Below are 20,454 nucleotides of genomic sequence, written 5' to 3'. Positions count from 1 at the left end.
TTCGTCTTCTCCCGGATCCCCTGTCCCCCGCGCGCGGTGGTCGCGCGCTTGCGGACAGGAAATCACACGGGAGGGCGACGGTCGGACACGGCCGTGTCACCGTTCCGTCCCAACGCCCCACGTCAGCCCCCTGCGGGGGCCGGCGGAGGCGGGGATTCAGTCGTCGGTGCCGGGCTTGGCGCCCCAGACGTAGACCTGGTCCTCCAGGTCGAGCAGGTCCCACAGCGCCTTGGCGTCGTCGAGCGCGAGGTTGACGCAGCCGGCCGAGCCGCCGCCGTCGTACAGGTCGTCGAGGCGGCCGTGGATGGCCTGGCCCTCGTCGAAGAACTGGGAGTACGGCATGGGCGAGTTGTTGTAGATCGTGGACACGTGGTCCTTGTCGCGCCAGTAGACCTCGTGCCAGCCGAGGCGGGTCTCCTCGGTGTCGCGGCCGCTGCGGATGGGGACCACGTCGAACACGACGTCCTCGCCGTCCTGCACCCACAGGACCTGGCGGTCCAGGTCGACGCAGGTGACGCGGAAGTCCCGGACCGGGCAGTGGCCGGCGGCGTTGGGGTCCTTGCGGGCCTTGAGGACGGTCATGGTGCGGAACGTGACGAGGTCTGCGTAGCCGTCGGCGAGCTCGAGGCCCTGCTTCTCCTGGAAGGCGCGGATGGCCTCGCAGTCGGCGACGGACTCCCGGCCGTCGACGGGGCGGCCGAGGTACTCCTCCATGGGCCGCTGGTACGGGCCGGTGCGCGCGTTGCACGCGGCCGCGGGGGCCGGGGCGGCGGCCGCCGCGGGACGACCCGCGGCGGGGGTGGGCGCCGGGCCGGTGGCCGCGGCGGGGACCGCGGGCGCGGCGGCCAGGACGGCGAGGGCGGCCAGCACGGCGGCCCCGGCGGTGGTGGTGCGCCGGGCACGGGGCGTGCGGGGCACGGAGCTGGGTATCAAGACGACCTCCTGGTCCCCCCGTCGGCGTCGGGCTCCCTTCGGCCAGTGTCCGTGGGGAACCCGCCCCGGCGCCGGGGCGGGTACTCCGAAAGGGGGTCGGGCCGGTCGCCGGAAGGGCGTCAGCGCAGGACGTCGTCGTCCCGGTCGCCCTCGCCGCGGCCACCGCCCCTGCCGCCCTTGCCGCCCTGGGCGGGCTCGGCGCGCTCGTTCGTCCGCGGGACCGTGACCCGGTCGGGCGGGTACCGGCCCGCGCCGAGCTCGATCGGGCCGGTGACGGGCCGCTTCGGCAGGACGTAGCCCGCGGGGGTGGCGACCTCCTTCACGTAGTAGGCGTTCTCCGTGAGGCCGTGCCAGGCGCAGACCCCGTACGCGTCGGTGGTGCAGGGGCCCAGGGCTTCGATGTCCGGGTGGATGCCGCGGGTCTGGAGGCCGCGCGTGGCGTTGTACTCCACCCACAGCTCGAAGACCGCGCCGGCCAGCCGCCGTCCGGTCCGCGCGTCGGTCTTCACCACGCGGATCGTGCCCCGGTAGTCCGGATGCGCGGGGTTCCGGGCGGCGGTGACCGGGGCCGCCGGGCGGGCCGCCACCACGGGTCCTGCGGGCCCCGCCGGACCCGCGGGGACCGTCGGGGCGGCCGCCCGGGCCGGGACGACCGGGGCGGCCAGGGCCGCGGCCACCGCGAGGCCGAGGGTCCAGTTCCTTCGTGTCATGTCTCTCCGTCCATCGGCTGGGCGCGGGGCGCCCGTGCCAGGGTGGACGGAGCCCCGGCGGGGGCCGTGGCCGACACTCCCCGCCGGGACATTTCCGATCTGACAATCACTCTGTTGCGGCCGTCAGGTGAGGGCCGAGCCCGCCACCCAGTCGGCCCAGGACAGGTTCCAGCCGCCGAGCCCGTTGTCCGGGGCCACGGTCTTGTCCTCGGAGTTGACCACCTCGACGACGTCCCCGACGAGGGTCCGGTCGAAGAACCAGCCGGCCGGGGTGTCCGAGCCGCCGCCCTTGTCGTCGCGCAGGCCCACGCAGCCGTGGCTGGTGTTGACGGAGCCGAAGGTGTCGGGCGAGGCCCAGTAGTTGCCGTGCAGGAAGGTGCCCGAGGTGGTCAGCCGGATCGCGTGCGGCACGTCGGGGATGTCGTACTCGCCGCCGAAGCCGACGGTGCGGCCGTTCATCCGGGTCACGTCGAACATCTCCATCGCGACCATCTTGCCGTTGTACGTGGTGCGGCCCGGCGCCCCCGCGCTGACGGGCAGGGTGGCCAGCACCCTGCCCTCGCGCCGGACCACCATGGTCTTCTCCTCGGCGTCGACCGTGGTGACCTGGGAGCGGCCGACGGTGAACCGCACCGTCTTGCTCTGGATGCCGTACGAGCCCTTGGCCCCCTGCACGTCGCGCAGCCGCATCGCGACCGTGACCTCGGTGCCGGGCTTCCAGTACTGGCGGGGCCGGAAGTCGAGCCGCTCGTCGCCGAACCAGTGGCCGACCACCTCCACCGGCGGGACGGAGGTGACGGTGATGGCCCGCTCGACCTCGGCCCGGTTCTCGATGGAGCGGTTGAAGCCGAAGGAGACGATCATCCCGGTGCCGACGGTGGACCGGTTCTCCGGCTTGAAGTAGCCGATGAAGCGCTCTTCCGGCACGTAGGTGGTGAAGCTGGTGTGCCGGGCCTGGCGCCGGTCGTGGCCGTCGACGGCGACGGCGTCGACGGTGTACTTGGCGGCCAGCGCCAGCTTCCCGGCGGCCGGGTCGGGGCTCCAGCTGAGCCCGTCGGGGGCGATCGTGCCGGGGACCTTCTCCTCCTGGGCGTCCTCGACCTTGGTGACCGTGACCCGCTCCAGGCGCCCCTCCGGCACGCTGACGGTCAGGGGGCCGCCGGCCGGCACGCCCCGGGCGCCGTCGTCGGGCGTGACCCGAATGGCCTCCTGGGGGGAACGGGGTTTGCCGGGCAGCTCCACCGAGATGCCCGGGGCCTCCCCGGAGCCGGAGCAGCCCGCCAGCAGCCCCGCCCACGCCACCGCGGCGGCCAAGCCCGCCCATGCCCGCCTCTTCACGTATCTCACAAAAAGCCCAACGACCACGCCCCTCCCCGGGAAACGTGAGTCCGGGGTCGGTTCCGGGCATGACAGGGGGAAGGACCAGACGGGGGCGGGACGCGGCCGGGACGCCGCGGGCCCGCGTCCCGCCGGTACCCCGAGCCGCGGGAGGCGGGAGAGTGTCGAGCGCAGCGGAGCAGGAGGCGGTCCCGGGCGGGCAGCAGACGGTCCCGGGCGGGCCCGGGACCCCCCGGGCGGAGCGGGTCGGCCACGCGCCCGCCCCGCGCACGAACGGCAGGCGCACCGCCCGGGCCCTGCCGGGCCCACCGGTGTGGCCCGGGGCACCGACCCCGCTGGGGGCCCGCTACCGGGTGGGCCCGGACGGCGTGGCGGGCACCAACTTCGCGCTGTGGGCGGGCGGTGGCGCGGAGGCGGTCGAACTGTGCCTGTTCGACGAACGCGGCGCGGAGACCCGGTGCGCCCTGCCGGAGCTCACGCACGAGATCTGGCACGGCTTCGTGCCGGGCGTACGGCCGGGGCAGCGGTACGGGTACCGGGTGCACGGCCGCTGGGACCCGTGGACGGGGGTCCGGTTCAACCCGGCCAAGCTGCTGCTGGACCCGTACGCCCGGGCCGTCGACGGGGACTTCGCCCTGCCGCCGGAGGTGTACGGGCACGTCCGCGACTGGCCCCAGCAGTACATCGCGGACACCGTGCGCGACGACCGGGACTCGGCGCCGTTCGTGCCCAAGGGCGTGGTCGTCCACGATGACGACGACTGGGCCGACGACGTGCGCCCGAAGACGCCGTGGGCCGACTCGGTCATCTACGAGCTGCACGTCCGCGGGTTCACGATGCGCCACCCGGACGTCCCCCCGCAGCTGCGCGGCACCTACGCGGGTCTGGCGCACCCGGCGGCGATCGAACACCTGACCCGGCTCGGGGTCACGGCGGTGGAGCTGCTGCCGGTGCACCAGTTCGCGCACGAGGACCACCTGCTGCGCCGGGGCCTGCGCAACCACTGGGGCTACAACTCGATCGGCTACTTCGCCCCGCACGCCGGCTACGCGGCCTCCGGCACGGCGGGCCAGCAGGTCGGCGAGTTCAAGCAGATGGTGCGGGCGCTGCACGCGGCCGGGATCGAGGTGATCCTCGACGTGGTGTACAACCACACCGCCGAGGCGGGCGAGCTGGGCCCGACGCTGTCCCTGCGCGGCATCGACAACCGGGGCTACTACCGGCTCCAGTCCGACCAGCGCCGATACGCCGACTACACGGGCTGCGGCAACACCCTGCACGCGGGCCGCCCGCACGTGCTGCGGCTGATCACGGACTCGCTGCGGTACTGGGTGACGGAGATGGGGGTGGACGGCTTCCGCTTCGACCTGGCGGCGGCCCTGGCCCGCTCCATGCACGACGTCGACATGCTCTCCCCCTTCCTCGCGGTGATCGCGCAGGACCCGGTGCTGCGCCGGGTGAAGCTGATCGCCGAGCCGTGGGACGTGGGCTCGGGCGGCTACCAGGTCGGCGCCTTCCCGCCCCTGTGGACGGAGTGGAACGACCGCTACCGGGACGCCGTGCGGGACTTCTGGCGGGGCGCGCTGCCGGACGTACGGGACCTGGGCTACCGGCTGTCGGGCTCCAGCGACCTGTACGCGTGGGGCGGCCGCCGCCCGTACGCGTCGGTGAACTTCGTGACCGCGCACGACGGGTTCACCCTGCGCGACCTCGTCTCGTACGAGCGCAAGCACAACCAGGCCAACGGCGAGGACAACCGGGACGGCACGAACGACAACCGGTCCTGGAACTGCGGGGTCGAGGGCGAGACGGACGACCCGCGGATCGGCGCGCTGCGCCGCCGCCAGCTGCGCAACCTGGTGACCACGCTGCTGATGTCCACGGGCGTGCCGATGCTGGTGGCGGGGGACGAGTTCGGCCGGACCCAGGGCGGCAACAACAACGCGTACTGCCAGGACAACGAGACGGGGTGGGTGGACTGGTCGCTGCGCGAGGCGCCGGGCTGGCGGGAGCTGTTCGCGCTGACGGCACGGCTGATCGGGCTGCGCCGGGCCCATCCGGTGCTGCGCCGGCGGGCCTTCTTCGCGGGCCGGCCGCAGCAGCCGGACGGGCTGCGGGACCTGGCGTGGTTCACGCCCGCGGGGACGGAGATGACGGAGTCGGACTGGTACGAACCGAGGGCGGCGCTGGGGCTGTTCCTGTCCGGGCGGGACATCCCGGGGCGGGACGCGCGGGGCCGGAAGGTGACCGACGACAGCTTCCTGGCGCTGCTGCACGCCGGGGACCGGCCGCTGGCGTGGACGCTGCCCGGGGAGCCGTGGGCCCGGACGTACGAGCTGGTGGTGGACACCGCGCGGGAGGACCAGGCGGCCGCGCCGGGGGTGCGCTACCGGGGCGGGCAGCCGCTCACGGTGCCGGCGCGGGCGGTGCTGCTGCTGAGGGTGACGGGCTGACCGGCGGACCGGCCGGCGGGGCCGCCGCGCGCGCCGCGGCGCGGCGGTCGAGCCGGCGCAGCGCGGTGCGCCCCCACGTCAGGTTCTCGCGTTCGAAGGCCATTCCCCGCAGGAGGGTGAGGTACGGGCCGACGCGCTCGGCCGAGTCGAAGAACTCGTCCTCGGTGCGCCCGGCGAGCAGCCGCTCGCGCAGCCGCTCGTAGCGGGCGAGCTTGGCGGTGGCCCAGTCCATCCGCTCGCCGATCGCGGCGCGGACGGCGTCGAGGTCGCCGACGTCCGCGCAGGAGACCTTGACCATCAGCTCGTCGCGGATCGCGGTGGGCCGGGCCGGCGGCTCGGCGACGTACGCGCGGACGGCGGCCCGGCCCGCGTCGGTGAGCGCGAACAGCCGCTTGTTGGGGCGGCGCTCCTGCTCGACGACGCGGGCGGTGACGAGGCCGTCGGCCGTCATGCGCTCCAGCTCGCGGTAGAGCTGCTGGGGGGTGGCCATCCAGAAGTTGGCGACGGAGGCGTCGAACTCCTTGGCCAGGTCGTATCCGGACGCCTCGCCCTCCAGCAGGGCGGCCATCAGGGCGTTGCGCAGTGCCATCCCGCCACGGTAGCGCGGGTCTGGACAGGGCGGGACCATTCTCCCTACCCTCATCCACACCTATTCAATTTGTTTAGTAGCGAGGGGGATGTCGTGCACCCGTTCCGCAAGGCCGTCGAGACCCATGACCACGCGGCGCTGGAGGCCCTGCTGGCCGACGACGTCGTGTTCACCAGCCCGGTCGTCTTCAAGCCGTACCGGGGCAGGGCGCTCACCGCCGCGATCCTGCGCGCGGCGGACCGCGTCTTCGAGGACTTCGCCTACGAGCGGGAGATCGCCGACCCGGCCGGCCGCGACCACGCCTTCGTCTTCAACGCGACGGTGGGCGGCAAGCGCATCCAGGGCTGCGACTTCCTGCACTTCGACGAGGACGGCCGGATCGACGCCTTCACGGTCATGGTCCGCCCCCTGTCCGCGGCCAACGCCCTCGCCGAGGCGATGGGCGCCCAGTTCGACCGCATCGCGCAGGAGGCGGCGCAGGCCTAGGACCTGATCCGAAGGACGGGCCCTAGCGGGCCGCGCGGCAGGCCCCGCCGGCGTCGCTCGAGGAGAGGCCGGCCTGCTGGAGGGTGGCGACGCAACTGGTCTGGTTGCCGATGGAACCCTGGTAGCACGCCTGGGCGACGTCGGACGTGGACTTCACGCCGTGTGCCACCACGTACTTCGTACAGTCCTGGACGCTGGCGGACGCTGCCGGGGCGGCGACGGCGACGCCGCCGGCCGCGAGGACCAGGGCGGCGAGGACTCCGGGGAGGCGGGCCGACGGACGCATGCGGATGCACCTGCTCTCTCGGTCGGTCACGCGATCCGCGAGTGCGCCGGACCGCGGGCGGGGGCGGCGCGGAGCAGGCGTTCCGGAGGGCGACCGGCTCGCGCGTCGGTCACCCCCGCCCTTCCGACGCTAGAGCACCGCACCGGCGCCCGCACGGCGGCGGGGCGGGGGCCGTACGGTCCGGCGTCGCGGACCGCACGGCCCGTACGGCCCGTGCCACCACCCGCCCCGCGGGCCGGTCCCGGTCGGGGGCGGGTGCGGGCGGTGGCGGCCGCCGGGGGCGGCGGCAGGGTCAGGAAGTGCGCTTCAACGTCCAGGTGTTGGGGTTGAAGCTGGGGACCGCGGAGTAGCGGCAGCCGCTCGAGTAGTAGCTCGAGGTGATGGTCCAGCCGGCCGGCGGCCAGGTGGAGGCGCAGGCGTTGACCTGGGTGCCGACCGGGTAGCCGCGGAGGTCCTTGATCTGCTTGGTGTTGGGGTTGAAACCGGAGCCGCAGCCGCCGCTGTTCCACCACTGGACGTCCACCCAGCCGTCGGGGGTGAGCGTGCTGGAGCACATGTTCTGCGTGTCGCCGGGGGCGGCCGAGGCGGGGCTCGCGGTGATCGCGAGGGCGGTGGCGGCCAGGGTGGCCAGCACGGCGGCGGTGCGGGTGCGGATCATGAGGGGTTCCCTTCGCGGCACGCCGGCATCGCCGCCGACCTTCGGCGGGCCGTCCGGGCGCCGGGTCCTTGCTATCCGACCGGATCAGGCTGCAGACAGTCACCTTTGGGGCATAACTTTGCGGCGGTTTAAGGCCGTTGCCGAGCCCGTCGGCGGATCCCACCGCTATGACCGGAGTGGGGTGCTCAGGTAGCAGGCCACGTTCAGGGCGAGCTTCGGCGGGGCGCCGGTGGTCCTGCCGGCGGAGTCGAAGGAGAAGCGGAACGAGCCCGCCCGCACGCTCATGACGTTCCGGTAGCGCGGTTCGGCGCCCGCGAGCCAGGCGTGCGGCAGGTCCCGGTACGGGCCCTCGCAGGTCCGGGACACGTACCCCGACGCCGTGGCCCCACCGGCGTCCGCGGTGCCGGCCGCGGCGAAGAAGCGCATGGTGTGGCGGGCCGAGCAGCCCACGACGCGCACCCGGGCGGGGTCGGCCAGACCGGCGGCGGGCACCGCACAGCTGCCCTTCGGCAGGGCGAAGGCGGAGGCGGTGGCCTTGCGGGCGTCCGTGGCGGGGGCCGGCCGGACGTCGCCGGCCTCGCCGAAGCCGCTGGCCAGGAAGCTGGCCCGGAGCCGGGTCACGCCCTTGAGGAAGCGGGTGCCGGGACCGTGCTGCACCCGGTCGAGCAGCACCGCGAGGTCGGCGTCGGCGCCGATCAGCCGACCCCGCTCGTCCAGCCGCACGTACAGCGGCACCGGCAGGTCCATGACGCCGGGGCCCGTGCTGGTGTACGCGATCCGGTGCGGGAGCAGGGTCTGCGCCTGGCCGACCGTGAGCGTGGTGCGGTACTCGCGGCTGCCGTCGGGCTGGACCACGGGCGTCGCGTGCGGCCTGACCCGCGCGACGAGGTCGGCGAGCGTGCCGCCGTACGGGAGGAACGGGCCCGGCGCGTGCGCGGAGGCCGGTGCCCCGCCCTGCGGGTCGAGCGCCTTGCGGGTGGCCGGCGGGTAGCCGAGCCAGCCGCCGTCGACGCCCCGGGCCCGCACCTCGGAGCCGGTGACGGTCAGCCGCTGGGGGTAGGAGACGCCGGGTGCGTCGAGGTCGGCCGCGTCCTCGAAGCCGACCGGGACCTCGCGGGTCAGCAGGGCCTCGGCGGTGCCGCTGCGGAAGTCGACCCGGCCCTCGGTGACGTGGCGGGCGGTCGCGGTCACACCGGCGTACTCGACGGTGGAGGTGAAGCGCAGCGAGCCGGCGGCCCGGGTGGCGGCGATCGCGGCGGCGAAGTGCTGCGAGAACGGCTTGCCGTAGACGTCGGCCCCCCGGCCGTCGTCGCCGTCCCCGAACGCGACGGCGCACGCGGTGGCGGTGAGCAGCAGCGGCAGCACCGCGGCCACTCCCCTGACGGCTCGTCTCATGCGTTGCGGCCTGCTCATTCTTCCCCCCGGTAGCGCATCCGGATAATCGCTGGGCGATGTCAGGAGCGAATCGTATGCTCGCGCCTGATGGCCTCCCTCCCTGACTCCCCCGCCCCGGCAGCCGGCCGCGAACGCTCCGCGGTCCGTACCCTGCTGCGCCTGTGGCCGTACGTGCGCCCGGTACGCGTGCGCTGGCTGACGGCCGTGTTCGTCGCGATCGCCGCCTCCTGCGTGGGCCTGGTGATCCCGCTCGTCCTCAAGTGGATCGTCGACGGCCCGGTGGCCGCCGGCGACACCGCCGGGGTCGTGTGGGGCGCCGTGTGGCTGGTGCTGCTCGGGCTGGCGGAGGCGGCGCTGTTCGGCTACCGGCGCTGGCTGGTGGCGCGACCGCTGTCGCGCGTGGAGGCGGACCTGCGGGGCGAGCTGTACGCGCACCTGCAGCGGGTGCCGGTGGCCTTCCACGACCGGTGGGCCTCGGGCCAGCTGCTCTCGCGCGGGACGACCGACCTGATGATGGTGCGCCAGTTCCTGGCGTTCCCGCTGACGTTCCTGGTGGTCAACGCCGTCACGGTGGGAGCCGGTGCGGTGATCCTGCTGGTGCAGGAGTGGACGCTGGGGCTGGTGCTGCTGGTCCCGGTGGTCCCGCTGGTGATGCTGTGCGGGGCGTTCGAGGCCCGGTACGCGATCGTCTCGCGGCGGTCCCAGGACCAGGTCGGCGACCTGACCACGGTGGTCGAGGAGAGCGTGCTCGGCATCCGCATCATCAAGGGCTTCGGCCGCAACCGCAGCCAGGCCCGCGCGTTCCGCGAGCTGTCGGGCGAGCTGCGCGGCACGGAGCTGGCCAAGGCCCGGCTGCTGGCGGGCATCTCGGCGTACATGACCGTGCTGCCGGAGGCGGCCATCGGGGTGGCGCTCGTGCTGGGCACCGTGCAGGTCGCGGACGGGGACCTGTCGGCCGGCACCCTGGTGGCCTTCCTGTCCACGGCGCTGGCGCTGCGCTGGCCGGTGGAGTCGATCGGCTGGCTGCTGGCCCTGTCCCAGGAGGCGGCCACCGCGACCGAGCGCTACTTCGAGGCGCTGGACGAGCCGCGCGAGGACCCCTGGGACACCACGGTCCCGGGCCGGGGCCCCGACCCCGCCGCGGCCGCGGTCCCGGTCGCGCCGGTGCCAGCGTCCGGCCCCACCGGGGTGGGGACCGCGTCCGGGGCGCAGGGGCCCGCGGCCGGCGGCGGCCTGCGCCTGGAGGGCGTCCGGTTCCGCTACCCCGACGCCGACCCGGACTCGCCCCCGGTGCTCGACGGCGTCGACCTGCACGTGCGCCCCGGCGAGACGATGGCCCTGGTCGGCGCCACCGGCAGCGGCAAGACCACCCTGACCGCCCTCGTGCCTCGACTGCACGAGCTCGTCGGCGGTCGCATCACCCTCGACGGCGAGGACGTCACGGCCATGCCGCGGGAGCGGCTGCGCTCGCTGGTGTCGGTGGCCTTCGAGGAACCGACGCTGTTCTCGACGACCGTCGAGGAGAACGTGACGATGGGCGGCCCCGAGGTCGCCCGCGCCCTGGCCACGGCCCAGGCGGAGTTCGTCCACGACCTGCCCGAGGGCCTCGGGACCCGCGTCGGCGAGCAGGGCCTGAGCCTGTCCGGCGGCCAGCGCCAGCGGCTCGCGCTGGCCCGGGCCGTCGCGGGCGACCCGCGCTTCCTCGTGCTGGACGACCCGCTGTCGGCCCTCGACGTGCACACCGAGGCGCTCGTGGAGGCCGCCCTGCGCCGGGTCCTGGCGGACACCACCGCGCTGGTGGTGGCGCACCGGCCATCGACGGTCCAGCTGGCCGACCGGGTGGCGCTGCTGTCCGGCGGCCGGATCACGGCCGTGGGCACGCACCACGAACTGCTGCGCGACAGCGTCGAGTACGCCTGGCTCATGTCGGGCAGGGGGCCCTTCGGGGCGGAGGGAGAGCTGCGATGAGCGCGGACGCCACGGCCGGGGCGGACGCCTTCGACCGCGACGAGCTGGAGGCGCCGCCCGGGGCCACCGGCGTGCTGCTGCGCAGCCTCCTGGCGCCGTTGCGGGCCCGGGTGGCGGTGGCCGCGCTGCTGCTCGTCCTGGAGACCGCCGCCCGGCAGGCCGGGCCGCTGCTGGTCGCGTACGCCATCGACCGGGGCGTGCCCGCGGTCCGGGCCGGGGACCACGGCCCGCTGGTCGCGGTCGCCGTCGGCTACCTGCTGTGCGCGGCGGGCGCGGGCCTGCTGCAGTACGGGTACGTGCGGGCGATGGCCCGGGTCAACCAGGACGTGCTGCTGGACCTGCGCGGTCGGATCTTCCGGCACGCCCAGGCGCTCAGCCTGGACTTCCACGAGCGCTACACCTCGGGCCGGCTGATCTCCCGCTCGACCACGGACGTGGAGTCCCTGCGCGAGCTGTTGGGCGAGGGCCTGCAGGAGCTGCTGGCGGTCCTGCTGTCCTTCGTGTTCATCGGCGGCACCCTGCTGTGGCTGGACCTGGGCCTGGGCGGGCTGGCGGTGGCCAGCTTCGGGCCGCTGTACCTGCTCGTGCGCAGCTACCGCCGGCGCGCCGAGCCGGTGTTCTCGGCGAAGTCCACCGCCATGGCGGCGGTGATCGTGAAGTTCACCGAGACCCTGAACGGCATCCGGCCGGTCCGCGTCTTCCGCCGCGAGCGGGCGAACGACGCCGAGTTCGCCGTCCTGAACCGGCGCCTGGAGCGGCAGAACGGCGACGCGCTGCTGGAGATGGCCCGCTACGTCACCGGTTCCCGGAGCACCGCGAACCTCACGGTGGCGGCGATCGTGCTGTGGGGCGGCTGGCGGGTGGCCGAGGGGTCGCTCGACCTCGGCGTCCTCGCGGCCGCCGTGCTGTACCTGCGCCGCCTGTACGAGCCGATCGACCAGCTGTCGATGTTCCTCAACGCGTACGAGTCGGCCGCCGCCTCGCTGGCGAAGATCGCCGGCCTGCTGGCCCAGGTGCCCTCGGTGCCCGAGCCGGTCGCGCCCCGGGAGCTGCCGGTCCGCGACGGGGCGCACCCGGGCCGCGAGGTGGTGTTCGAGCGGGTGGGCTTCGGCTACCGGAGCGGGGTGGACGTGCTGCCGCCGTTCGACCTGCGGCTGCCGGCCGGGCAGACGGTGGCGGTGGTGGGGTCGACCGGCGCGGGCAAGTCCACGCTGGCCAAGCTGCTGGCGCGGTTCTACGACCCCTCGCAGGGCCGGGTGCTGCTCGACGGGGTGGACCTGCGCGAGCTGTCGGGACCCGACCTGCGGCGCGGGGTGGTGATGGTGACGCAGGAGGCGTTCCTGTTCTCCGGGAGCGTGGCGGACAACATCGCCCTGGGGCGTCCGGACGCCACCCGCGCGGAGATCGAGCAGGCCGCCAAGGCCATCGGGGCGCACGACTTCATCAGCTCCCTGCCGGACGGCTACGACACGGACGTGCGCAAGCGCGGCGGCCGGATCTCGGCCGGGCAGCGGCAGTTGGTGGCCTTCGCGCGGGCGCTGCTGGCCGATCCGGGCGTGCTGATCCTCGACGAGGCCACCAGCTCGCTGGACGTGCCGGGCGAGCGGGCCGTGCAGCGGGCCATGGCGACCGTGCTGCAGGGCCGTACGGCGGTGGTGATCGCGCACCGGCTGTCGACGGTGGAGATCGCGGACCGGGTCCTGGTGATGGCCGACGGCCGGGTCGTGGAGGACGGCAGCCCGGCCGAACTGGTCGCGGGCTCGGGCCGGTTCGCGGAGCTGCACCGGGCGTGGCGGGACGGCCTGGTGCAGGGCCTGCCCTCCTGAGGCGGCTCGCGCTTCCGGCCGGCCGCGTCGGCGTCGGTCAGGCGTCGGCGTCGGCGTCGGCGTCGGCGTCGGTCAGGCGTTCTCGACGTGCAGCAGCATCCTCTTGAGGAGGGCGGAGAGCGCGTCCTGCTCGTCGGCGGACAGCGGTTCGGCCATCGCGTCCTCGGCGACCCCGCGCAGCCGCATCGCCGCCTCCCAGCGGTCCTTGCCCTCCCCGGTCAGCTCGACGTCCACCCGCCGGCGGTCCTCGGCGGCGCGCAACCGCCGGACCAGCCCGGACTTCTCCAGGGTGTCGAGCCGCCCGCTCATCCCGGCCGGTGACAGCAGGAGTTCGCCGGCGAGCTCGGAGGGCGTGGCCCGGTAGGGCTCGCCGCGGGAGGCGAGCCGGTGCAGGGTCTCGAACTCGAAGTGCTGGAGCCCGACTTCCGCCAGCGCCCGCTCCTTGGCCTGGTGCACGTGCTTGGTCAGCAGCTGGATGCGGGTGACGATCCCCTCGACGCGCTCGTCGAAGGGGGCCTTGCCGCGCCAGCGGGCGATGTGGCGGTCGACGGAGTCCTCCATGCCGCCCATTATCCGGGCCGCCCCGCTCCCCTTTATTTCGTTGACGAATGATTCGCCAGCGAAATACTTTGCCGTCATGACTCCGCCATCCACCCGACCCACCGCTCCCGGGGCGCCCGCCGCACCCCCCGCCGCCCCCGGGGCCCGACGCCCCGCCGGGAAGGGCATCGCGCGCCTGCTGGCCGGCCGTTCCTTCGCCGCCCTCGCCAGCGCGCTCATCCCCACCACGCTCACCCTCGCCGTGGTGGGCACCGGCTCGGCCGGCGACCTCGGCCTGGTGCTGGCGAGCGAGCTGGTGCCGATGCTGCTCCTGCTGCCCGTCGCGGGCGTGGTCGCCGACCGGTTCCGCGCCCAGCGGGTGGTGCTCACCGCCGACCTGGTGCGCGCCGCGGCCCAGTTCGGCACCGGCGCCCTGCTGCTGGCCGGCACGGTACGCATCCCCGCCCTCGCCGCACTGGCCGCGGTGACCGGCGCGGGCGTGGCCCTCGGCTCGCCCTCCGCCCACACCCTGGTGACGGCCGTGGTGAGGGACCCGGACCGGCGACTGCGGGTCAACAGCCGGCTCGGCGTGGCGACCGGACTCGCCCAGGTCGCCGGTCCGGCCTCGGCGGGCACGCTGATGCTGGCGGTCGGGCCGGGCTGGTCCTCGCTGCTGACCGGGGCCCTGTTCACGCTGTCGGCACTGACCCTGGGCGGACTGCCCGCCACCCGCCCGTCCACCGCCCGCCCGTCCGCCGCGCGACCGTCCCGCGGACGGGCGGCGGAGCGCACCGGCGGCGGAACCGCGGGGTTCACGGCCGAACTGCGCGCCGGCTGGGTCGAGACGCGCCGGCACCCGTGGTTTCTCGCCAATGTCCTCGGCCACGGCGTCTGGCACCTCGCAGCCGGGGCGCTGCTCACCCTCGGTCCGCTGATCGCCGTGGAGTCCCTGGGCGGCGAGGCGTCCTGGGTGATCATCGCCCAGGTCGGCACGGCCGGCCTGCTGGTCGGGATGTGGGCGGCCGGCCGGCTCCCGGTGCGCCGCCCGCTGTGCTGGGTGGCGGTCGGCGCGGCGGCGTACGCCCTGCCGCTGACGGCGCTCGCGCTGCGGCTGCCCACCGCGGCGGTGGCGGCGGCGTACTGCGCGGGGATGTTCGGGCTCGGAGTGCTCAGCCCCTTGTGGGAGACCGAGATGCAGCGCCGGATCCCGGCCGGGGCGCTGGGCCGGGTGGGCTCGTTCGACGCCCTGCTCTCGTTCGCGGCCCGGCCGCTCGGCCTGGCGGTGGCGGCCCCGCTGGCCGGGGTCACCGGGACGGCCGCGCCGCTGCTGGTGGCCGCGGTGCTGGTGGCCGGCGCGAACCTCGCCGTACTGCTGCTTCCGGACGTACGTGCGGATACCCCGCGGGAGCCGGACCCCGCCCTGGCATGATGTCCGCCTCAGCGGGACGTGTCGTACCCGCGTTCTATAGGCGCTATGAGGGGATCAGGTGGGGCATGGGCAGAGTCGGGACCGCCCTGGAGCAGCTGCGCGGCGCGCAGAAGTCCGCGAAGGGGGTGTCGCTCTACTCCCGGTTCGTGAACCGGCCGGCCGGGCGCTACCTGGCCGCGGGCAGTTACGCGCTCGGGCTCACCCCGAACCAGGTCACGCTGGTCAGCGCGGCCTTCAGCTTCGCCGCCGTGGCCGCGGTGGCGCTCGCCGCGCCGTCGTGGGGGCTGGGCGTCGCCGTGTGGGCGGCGCTGGCCGTCGGCTTCGCCTTCGACTCGGCGGACGGCCAGTTGGCCCGGCTGCGCGGCAGCGGCAGCGCGGCCGGCGAGTGGCTGGACCACGTGGTGGACTGCGCGAAGCTCACCGCCCTGCACAGCTGCGTGCTGGTCGCCTTCTACCGCTTCCCCGAGGACTACGGGATATCCGGCGACGGGGGCGAGGTGTGGCTCCTGGTGCCGCTGGGCTTCCAGTTCGCCGCGATCGTCACGTTCTTCGGCGGCCTGCTGACCGAGAAGCTCAAGCCCAAGCCCGCCCCGGGCAGCCCGGCGGCCGCGCCGTCGACGCTGCGCGCGGTGGCGCTGCTGCCGGTGGACTACGGCGTGTTCTGCCTGGTGTTCCTGCTGCTCGGCGGCGGCGGGCTGTTCCGGTGGGCGTACGCCGTGCTGGGCGCGGTGGCCGTGCTGTTCCTGGTGGCCTTCCTGGCCAAGTGGTTCCGGGAGCTGAGCGCGGTCAAGCGGTGAACACGGCCTGACGCCGGGCGCGGTCGAACGCCGGACCCCGGCCGGAGCGGGGCGGGGCCCCGGACCTCCGGACCGGGGCGCGGCCTGCCCGCGCCCGGGCGCGGGAGGGAGCACCTCAGCGCAGTTCGGCGACAACCGGCGGCTCGGCGGGCAGCGGCTGGGAGAGCGCGTCCAGGGCCCGGCGCAGCTGGGTGCTGGACGTGTGCACCGTGTACGGGAAGTACACGACGTCCACGCCCACGGTGGCGAAGTCGGTCTCCAGCTTGTCGCCCTTGGGCGTGCCCCGCCAGTCGTCGCCCTTGAAGAGCACGTCGAACCGGACCTGCTTCCAGGTCTCCAGCTTGTCCGGAACCGTCTCGACGAAGGCCGCGTCCACGTACTTGACGCTGCGGACGATCTCCAGTCGCTCCACCAGCGGGATCATGGGGCGGCGGCCCTTGGCCAGCTCGGCCATCTCGTCCGAGACCACACCGGCGACGAGGTAGTCGCACTGACTGCGGGCGTGCCGGAGGATGTTGAGATGCCCGATGTGGAACAGGTCGTAGGCACCCGGCGCATAGCCGACCCGGTACGGCCTGCTCGTGCGCCCCGCGGTCTCGGACATCTTTCGCTCCGTCATTGACAACCCCCCAAAAGCCGCACTCCCCAGTGCGGCGGATTATCAGACGATAGCGTGCACGTTCCGCGGCGTGCGGATGAACGACTAGGGTGGCCGACGCACCACCCAGGGGGGAAGGGGACGCTCAGTGTCCACATCCAGTCACAGAAGACTGCTGCTGGTGTCCACGAATTACGCACCTGAACACGCGGGGATCGGCCCGTACGCGACGCAGATCGCGGAGCACTGGGCGGAACTCGGCCACGACACGCACGTGTTCGCGGGCATGCCGCACTACCCCTCGTGGGCGCTGGAACCGGAGTACAAGGGGGCGCTCCGGCGTACGGAACAGCGCGCGGGGGTCACCGTGCACCGGCGCGCGCACACCGTCCCGGCCCGCCAGACCGCCGTCAAGCGGGCCGCGTTCGAAGGATCGATCCTCCTGCACGGCGCCGTGGCACCGCCGCGGATGCCGAAGCCGGACGCGATCCTCGCGCAGATGCCGAGCCTGGCCGGCGGGGTGCTCGCCGCCCGGCTCGCCGCCAAGTGGAAGGTCCCGTACGTCCCGGTCGTCCAGGACCTGATGGGCGCGGCGGCCGCACAGAGCGGGATCAGCGGCGGCGACAAGGCGGCCGCCCTGGCGGGCAAGGCGGAGGCGTACGCGCTGACGCGTGCCACCCTGGTGGGCGTCATCCACGAGACGTTCGTGGACAAGGTCGTCGCCATGGGCGTGGACGAGAAGAAGATCCGGCTCGTCCCCAACTGGTCGCACGTGGCCACCCCCACGCAGCCGCGCGGCGAGACCCGCCGGCACATGGGCTGGTCGCCGGACCAGACGGTGGTGCTGCACTCCGGCAACATGGGCCTCAAGCAGGGCCTGGAGGTGCTGGTGGGCGCGGCCCGGCTGGACCCGAAGGTGCGGTTCGTGCTGATGGGCGACGGAAGCCAGCGTTCCGCTTTGGCCGATCTGTCCGCCGACGTCCCCAACCTGGACATCATCCCCCCTGCCGAGGACGGAAAGTTCCCGGATATCCTCGCCGCGGCGGACGTGCTCGCCGTGACGCAGCACGCGGCGGTCCTCGACATGAGCGTGCCGTCCAAGCTGACCTCCTACTTCGCGGCCGGGCGACCGGTCGTCGCGTCGGTGGCGGCCGAGGGCGGCACCGCGCAGGAGGTCAGGCGCTCCGGCGCCGGGGTGCTCGTCCCGCCGGAGGATCCGCACGCCCTGCTGGAGGCCGTACGGTCGCTGGCACAGGACCCGGCGGCGGCCGACGAGCTGGGCGCCGCGGGACCGCGCCACGTGACCGCGCACCTCAGCCGCGAGGCGGGCCTGGCCCGGATCGACGCACTGATAGACGAAGCACTTGGGGGACCCCTGCCGTGACGGAGACGAACCGACCCGCCGCGGCCGTGACCGCGGGAGAGGACGAACCGGACCTCCTGCGGGACCAGTTCCGGCAGCTGACCCGCTACCGGCGGATCCTGCTCGGCGGCGTCGGCGTCGGCCTGGTGGGTGGCGCGTACCTGGGCATCTCCTCCGCGGACACCTACGTGGCCAGCTCGGACGTGGTGCTGCGGGCCCCCGCCCTCAACCCGTTCGACGCGAACGGTTCCTCCCCCGACAAGCTGATCAACATCGGCTCGGAGCGGCAGGCCGCCCTCGGCAACGAGGTCGCCAAGAACGCCGCCAAGGACCTCGACCTGTCCGAAGACGAGCTCGGCGCCCTGCGCCGGGGCCTCCAGGTCACCAACCCGCCGCAGACCCTCGTGCTGCGCTTCACCTACACCTCGACCTCGCCCGCCCAGGCCGCGAAGCGGGCCAACGCGATGACCGAGGCGTACCTGAAGAACCGCCGGGCCGCGTACGAGTCCCAGCGGGACAACATGGTCAAGGCGAAGCGGAAGCAGGCCGCACCGCTCGCCGAGCGCATCGAGGACCTCAACAAGGAGATCAGCCGGACGGCCGACGGCCCGGGCCGGGACACGCTCTACACCCAGAAGGCCGTCGCCGCCGACACCAAGGGCGGGATCGAGAGCGACATCCAGAAGCTCCAGTCGCTCGACATGGCCCCGGGCCGGATCACCAACACCGCCACGCCCCCCAAGTCCCCGGACGGCCCCGGCGTGATCATGTCGCTGCTGCTCGGCGGCGCCGTGGGCCTGGCCCTCGGCCTGCTCGCGGCCTGGGTGCGGCTGGTCTTCGACCCGGCGCCGCGCTCCGACGGCGACGTGGCCCGCGCGCTGCGCGCCCCCGTGCTCGGCACCCTGCCCCGGGACAAGACCGGCGGCGGCCCGCTGCTGGCCGCCGGCGACGTCGATCCGCGGCTCGCGGAGGAGTACCGCTCGGTGGCCTTCCGGCTCGCCTACGACTCCCGGTTCGCCGACCGGCGCCGGCTGCTCGTGGTCGCGCCGCGCGGCAGCAGCGAGCAGGCCGCCGCGGTGGCCGTCAACCTGGCCGCGTCCTTCGCCGAGACCGGCAAGGACGTCCTGATGATCGAGGCCGACCTGCGCACGCCGGTGCTGGCCAGCCAGCTGCGCACCGACACCGGGGCGCGGCCGCGCTGGAGCAGCCAGCTGGGCGGCACCGCCGAGGCCGAGTGGCCCGACGGCCAGCAGCTCGTCGTGGACGCGGGCGAGTCCGGCTCGTTCGACCTCATCCCCGGCGACGAGGTGCGCAACGTGGCGCGGGCGCTGACCTCGCAGCGGACCTCCCGGCTCATCTCCGAGGCGGACTCCCCCAACTCGACCGTGGTCGTGCTGGCCCCGCCCGTGCTCTCGTACGCCGACGCGCTCGCGCTCGTCGACCGCGTCGACGGCGTGCTCGTGGTCTGCAACCCGCGCGAGGTGCACCGCACCGACCTGGTCCGGATCCGCGAGCTGATCAGCGGCGCGGGCGGCACGGTGCTGGGCGCGGTGGTGCACCGCGAGCAGCTCAACCAGAAGAAGGGCGGCCGCGGCGACGGTGGCGGTGGCGGTGGCAAGGGCGGCCGTCGCGGCGGCGGGCGCGCCGAGGCGCCGGCCCCGGCGCCGCGCCGCCAGCACGTGCCGCCGCCGGCCGCGTCCGAGCGGGCGCAGCGGACCCCCGATCCGGCGGGCCCGCCGAACCCGGCCGACCGCATCCCGGACCCGACCCAGCACATACCCGGTGACGGCAGTGACACCGTCGCCCTGCGCATGGTCCGCCCGGGCGAACGGTGACACCCCGCGAGCCGCGGCGGCTGGTGGCCGTCGCGGCCTCGGTCCTCGACCAGGCCGCCTCCAGCCTCACCAACATCCTCGTCCTGGTGCTGGCCGCGCGGCTGTCCTCCGCGGACGGCTTCGCGGCCTTCTCCATGGTGTACGTGGCCTTCAGCGTGCTGCTGGGCGTGAACATGGCGTACGTCGGCCAGACGGTGGTGCTCGAGAGCGGCGCCGGGGTCGGTGCGGTGTGCCGGTCCGCCGTGGCCTTCACCGGTCTCGGCTCGCTGACCGCCGGCGCCCTGCTGGCGGTGGCCGGCCTGGTGCTGGGCGGGTCCTCGGGCGGGGCGTTCCTCGCGCTGGGCGCCGTCCTGCCCGTGGCCCTCGGCCAGGACGGGCTGCGCTACTGCTTCTCCGCCCTGCGGCAGCCGCAGCGGGCCCTGGCGGCCGACGTGCTGCGGCTGGCCTGTGTGGTCGCGGCCCTCACCACCCAGCCGCACGGGGTCTCGCCGGCCCGGCTGGTGCTGGTGTGGGGCCTGTCGGCGCTGCCCGCGCTGGCGCTCGGGCTGTGGCTGCTGCGCCCGTTCACCGCGGGCGCGCGGGCGGACGTACGGCCGTACCTGCGCCGGGGTCACCTCGGGCAGCGGTTCCTGGTCGAGTTCGCGGTCGGCAACGGCTCCAGCCAGCTGGCGGTGCTCGGGCTCGGCGTGATCGCCACCCCGCTCGCGGTCGGCGCGCTGCGCGGTGCGACCACCCTGTTCGGGCCGTTGAACGTGCTGTTCAACTCGGCGAACGCCTTCGGGCCGCCGCTGCTCGGCCGGTTCCGGGGCAAGCGGCGGGTGGTCCGGGCCACGCTGGGACTGGGCGGCGTGCTCGCCGTCGTGGGCGCGGGCTGGGGCGCGGTGCTGTACGCGCTGCCCGACCGGCTCGGCCGCGAACTGCTCGGCGCCACCTGGGGGGCGGCCTCGGCCCTGCTGCCGGCCACCGGCGCGCAGTACGCCGTGATGGGCCTGGGCACCTGCGCGCTGCTGACGCTGCGCGTGCTGAGCCCGAAGGCCACGCTCTCGGTGCAGGTGGTGTTCTCGCTGCTGTCGGTGGGCTTCCTGCTGGGCGGCTACGCCCTGTGGGGCGCGCCCGGCGCCGCGTGGGGCCTGGCGGCGGGCTCGGCCCTCAAGGCCCTGGCGGCCTGGTACCGGGTCTCGCGGGTGGAGCCGCAGCCGCGACCGGCGCAGGACGGGACGTCGGCGGCGACGGTCGCGGCCTGAGCCGGG

The 20,454-nt window shown here is 74.6% G+C and carries 18 protein-coding genes; 9 read left to right on the top strand and 9 right to left on the bottom strand.

Features of this window, described 5'->3' with window-relative positions:
* Window positions 1-156 precede the first annotated feature (156 nt).
* The 3 genes from ACIQCH_RS23100 to ACIQCH_RS23090 all read right to left on the bottom strand — a co-directional run bounded on the left by ACIQCH_RS23100 (window position 157) and on the right by ACIQCH_RS23090 (window position 2,981).
* A complete protein-coding gene (locus ACIQCH_RS23100) occupies window positions 157-849 on the bottom strand; it encodes a L,D-transpeptidase family protein (RefSeq protein WP_402583751.1) in 693 nt (230 codons plus the stop codon).
* 203 nt (window positions 850-1,052) lie between these two features.
* On the bottom strand, window positions 1,053-1,643 hold the full coding sequence (locus ACIQCH_RS23095) for a prealbumin-like fold domain-containing protein (RefSeq protein ID WP_402583655.1): 591 nt from the start codon (window positions 1,641-1,643) through the stop codon (window positions 1,053-1,055).
* A gap of 123 nt (window positions 1,644-1,766) precedes the next feature.
* Complete coding sequence (locus tag ACIQCH_RS23090) at window positions 1,767-2,981, bottom strand: Ig-like domain-containing protein (protein ID WP_402583653.1); 1,215 nt, start codon at window positions 2,979-2,981, stop codon at window positions 1,767-1,769.
* A 161-nt stretch (window positions 2,982-3,142) separates the two neighbouring features.
* On the opposite strand from ACIQCH_RS23090, the gene glgX reads away from it, so the two are divergent.
* Window positions 3,143-5,434, top strand: a complete 2,292-nt coding sequence (glgX, locus tag ACIQCH_RS23085) for a glycogen debranching protein GlgX (RefSeq protein ID WP_402583651.1) — start codon at window positions 3,143-3,145, stop codon at window positions 5,432-5,434.
* Here the strand turns inward: glgX and ACIQCH_RS23080 are convergent.
* The gene (locus tag ACIQCH_RS23080) at window positions 5,388-6,023 is read right to left on the bottom strand and encodes a PadR family transcriptional regulator (RefSeq protein ID WP_402583649.1); all 636 of its coding nucleotides are present in this window, start codon (window positions 6,021-6,023) and stop codon (window positions 5,388-5,390) included. The genes glgX and ACIQCH_RS23080 overlap by 47 nt on opposite strands.
* A 93-nt stretch (window positions 6,024-6,116) precedes the next feature.
* Between ACIQCH_RS23080 and ACIQCH_RS23075 the strand changes: the two genes are divergently transcribed.
* Complete coding sequence (locus ACIQCH_RS23075) at window positions 6,117-6,509, top strand: nuclear transport factor 2 family protein (protein ID WP_402583647.1); 393 nt, start codon at window positions 6,117-6,119, stop codon at window positions 6,507-6,509.
* Window positions 6,510-6,531: 22 nt separating this feature from the next.
* On the opposite strand, the gene ACIQCH_RS23070 is transcribed toward ACIQCH_RS23075, so the two are convergent.
* The 3 genes from ACIQCH_RS23070 to ACIQCH_RS23060 all read right to left on the bottom strand — a co-directional run bounded on the left by ACIQCH_RS23070 (window position 6,532) and on the right by ACIQCH_RS23060 (window position 8,848).
* Complete coding sequence (locus ACIQCH_RS23070; protein WP_402583646.1) at window positions 6,532-6,795, bottom strand: hypothetical protein; 264 nt, start codon at window positions 6,793-6,795, stop codon at window positions 6,532-6,534.
* Window positions 6,796-7,087: 292 nt separating this feature from the next.
* Complete coding sequence (locus ACIQCH_RS23065) at window positions 7,088-7,453, bottom strand: hypothetical protein (RefSeq protein ID WP_402583644.1); 366 nt, start codon at window positions 7,451-7,453, stop codon at window positions 7,088-7,090.
* Window positions 7,454-7,618: 165 nt separating this feature from the next.
* Window positions 7,619-8,848, bottom strand: a complete 1,230-nt coding sequence (locus ACIQCH_RS23060; protein ID WP_402583642.1) for a hypothetical protein — start codon at window positions 8,846-8,848, stop codon at window positions 7,619-7,621.
* A gap of 87 nt (window positions 8,849-8,935) precedes the next feature.
* Here ACIQCH_RS23060 and ACIQCH_RS23055 point away from each other — a divergent pair, with 87 nt between their 5' ends.
* Together ACIQCH_RS23055 and ACIQCH_RS23050 are read left to right on the top strand one after the other, a co-directional pair.
* On the top strand, window positions 8,936-10,816 hold the full coding sequence (locus tag ACIQCH_RS23055; RefSeq protein WP_402583640.1) for an ABC transporter ATP-binding protein: 1,881 nt from the start codon (window positions 8,936-8,938) through the stop codon (window positions 10,814-10,816).
* On the top strand, window positions 10,813-12,642 hold the full coding sequence (locus tag ACIQCH_RS23050) for an ABC transporter ATP-binding protein (protein WP_402583638.1): 1,830 nt from the start codon (window positions 10,813-10,815) through the stop codon (window positions 12,640-12,642). Before ACIQCH_RS23055 ends, ACIQCH_RS23050 begins: the two co-directional genes overlap by 4 nt.
* A 72-nt stretch (window positions 12,643-12,714) precedes the next feature.
* Here ACIQCH_RS23050 and ACIQCH_RS23045 read toward each other — a convergent pair whose 3' ends face one another.
* Complete coding sequence (locus ACIQCH_RS23045) at window positions 12,715-13,203, bottom strand: MarR family winged helix-turn-helix transcriptional regulator (RefSeq protein ID WP_402583636.1); 489 nt, start codon at window positions 13,201-13,203, stop codon at window positions 12,715-12,717.
* Between the two features lie 76 nt (window positions 13,204-13,279).
* Here ACIQCH_RS23045 and ACIQCH_RS23040 point away from each other — a divergent pair, with 76 nt between their 5' ends.
* Both ACIQCH_RS23040 and ACIQCH_RS23035 read left to right on the top strand, forming a co-directional pair.
* Window positions 13,280-14,611: an MFS transporter gene (locus tag ACIQCH_RS23040; RefSeq protein ID WP_402583634.1), complete on the top strand. Its 1,332-nt coding sequence runs from the start codon at window positions 13,280-13,282 to the stop codon at window positions 14,609-14,611.
* A gap of 65 nt (window positions 14,612-14,676) precedes the next feature.
* Window positions 14,677-15,408 (top strand): CDP-alcohol phosphatidyltransferase family protein, encoded by a 732-nt coding sequence (locus tag ACIQCH_RS23035; RefSeq protein WP_402583632.1) that lies wholly within the window; start codon window positions 14,677-14,679, stop codon window positions 15,406-15,408.
* Between the two features lie 115 nt (window positions 15,409-15,523).
* Here the strand turns inward: ACIQCH_RS23035 and ACIQCH_RS23030 are convergent, their stop codons facing one another.
* A complete protein-coding gene (locus ACIQCH_RS23030) occupies window positions 15,524-16,012 on the bottom strand; it encodes an adenylyltransferase/cytidyltransferase family protein (protein WP_402583630.1) in 489 nt (162 codons plus the stop codon).
* A 172-nt stretch (window positions 16,013-16,184) separates the two neighbouring features.
* Here ACIQCH_RS23030 and ACIQCH_RS23025 point away from each other — a divergent pair, with 172 nt between their 5' ends.
* From ACIQCH_RS23025 to ACIQCH_RS23015, 3 genes are read left to right on the top strand one after another with little or no spacing between them, the layout of a single operon-like run.
* Complete coding sequence (locus tag ACIQCH_RS23025; RefSeq protein ID WP_402583749.1) at window positions 16,185-17,390, top strand: glycosyltransferase family 4 protein; 1,206 nt, start codon at window positions 16,185-16,187, stop codon at window positions 17,388-17,390.
* Window positions 17,387-19,204 (top strand): lipopolysaccharide biosynthesis protein, encoded by a 1,818-nt coding sequence (locus ACIQCH_RS23020; RefSeq protein WP_402583629.1) that lies wholly within the window; start codon window positions 17,387-17,389, stop codon window positions 19,202-19,204. The genes ACIQCH_RS23025 and ACIQCH_RS23020 overlap by 4 nt, the downstream gene beginning before the upstream one ends.
* A complete protein-coding gene (locus ACIQCH_RS23015; RefSeq protein ID WP_402583627.1) occupies window positions 19,201-20,448 on the top strand; it encodes a hypothetical protein in 1,248 nt (415 codons plus the stop codon). Before ACIQCH_RS23020 ends, ACIQCH_RS23015 begins: the two co-directional genes overlap by 4 nt.
* The last annotated feature ends 6 nt before the right edge of the window (window positions 20,449-20,454 follow it).

The sequence above is a fragment of the Streptomyces sp. NPDC093225 genome, assembly GCF_044753805.1.
Classification (GTDB): domain Bacteria; phylum Actinomycetota; class Actinomycetes; order Streptomycetales; family Streptomycetaceae; genus Streptomyces.
The sequence above is the reverse complement of the archived record's forward strand: the minus strand, read 5'-3'. Positions and strand labels throughout refer to the sequence as shown.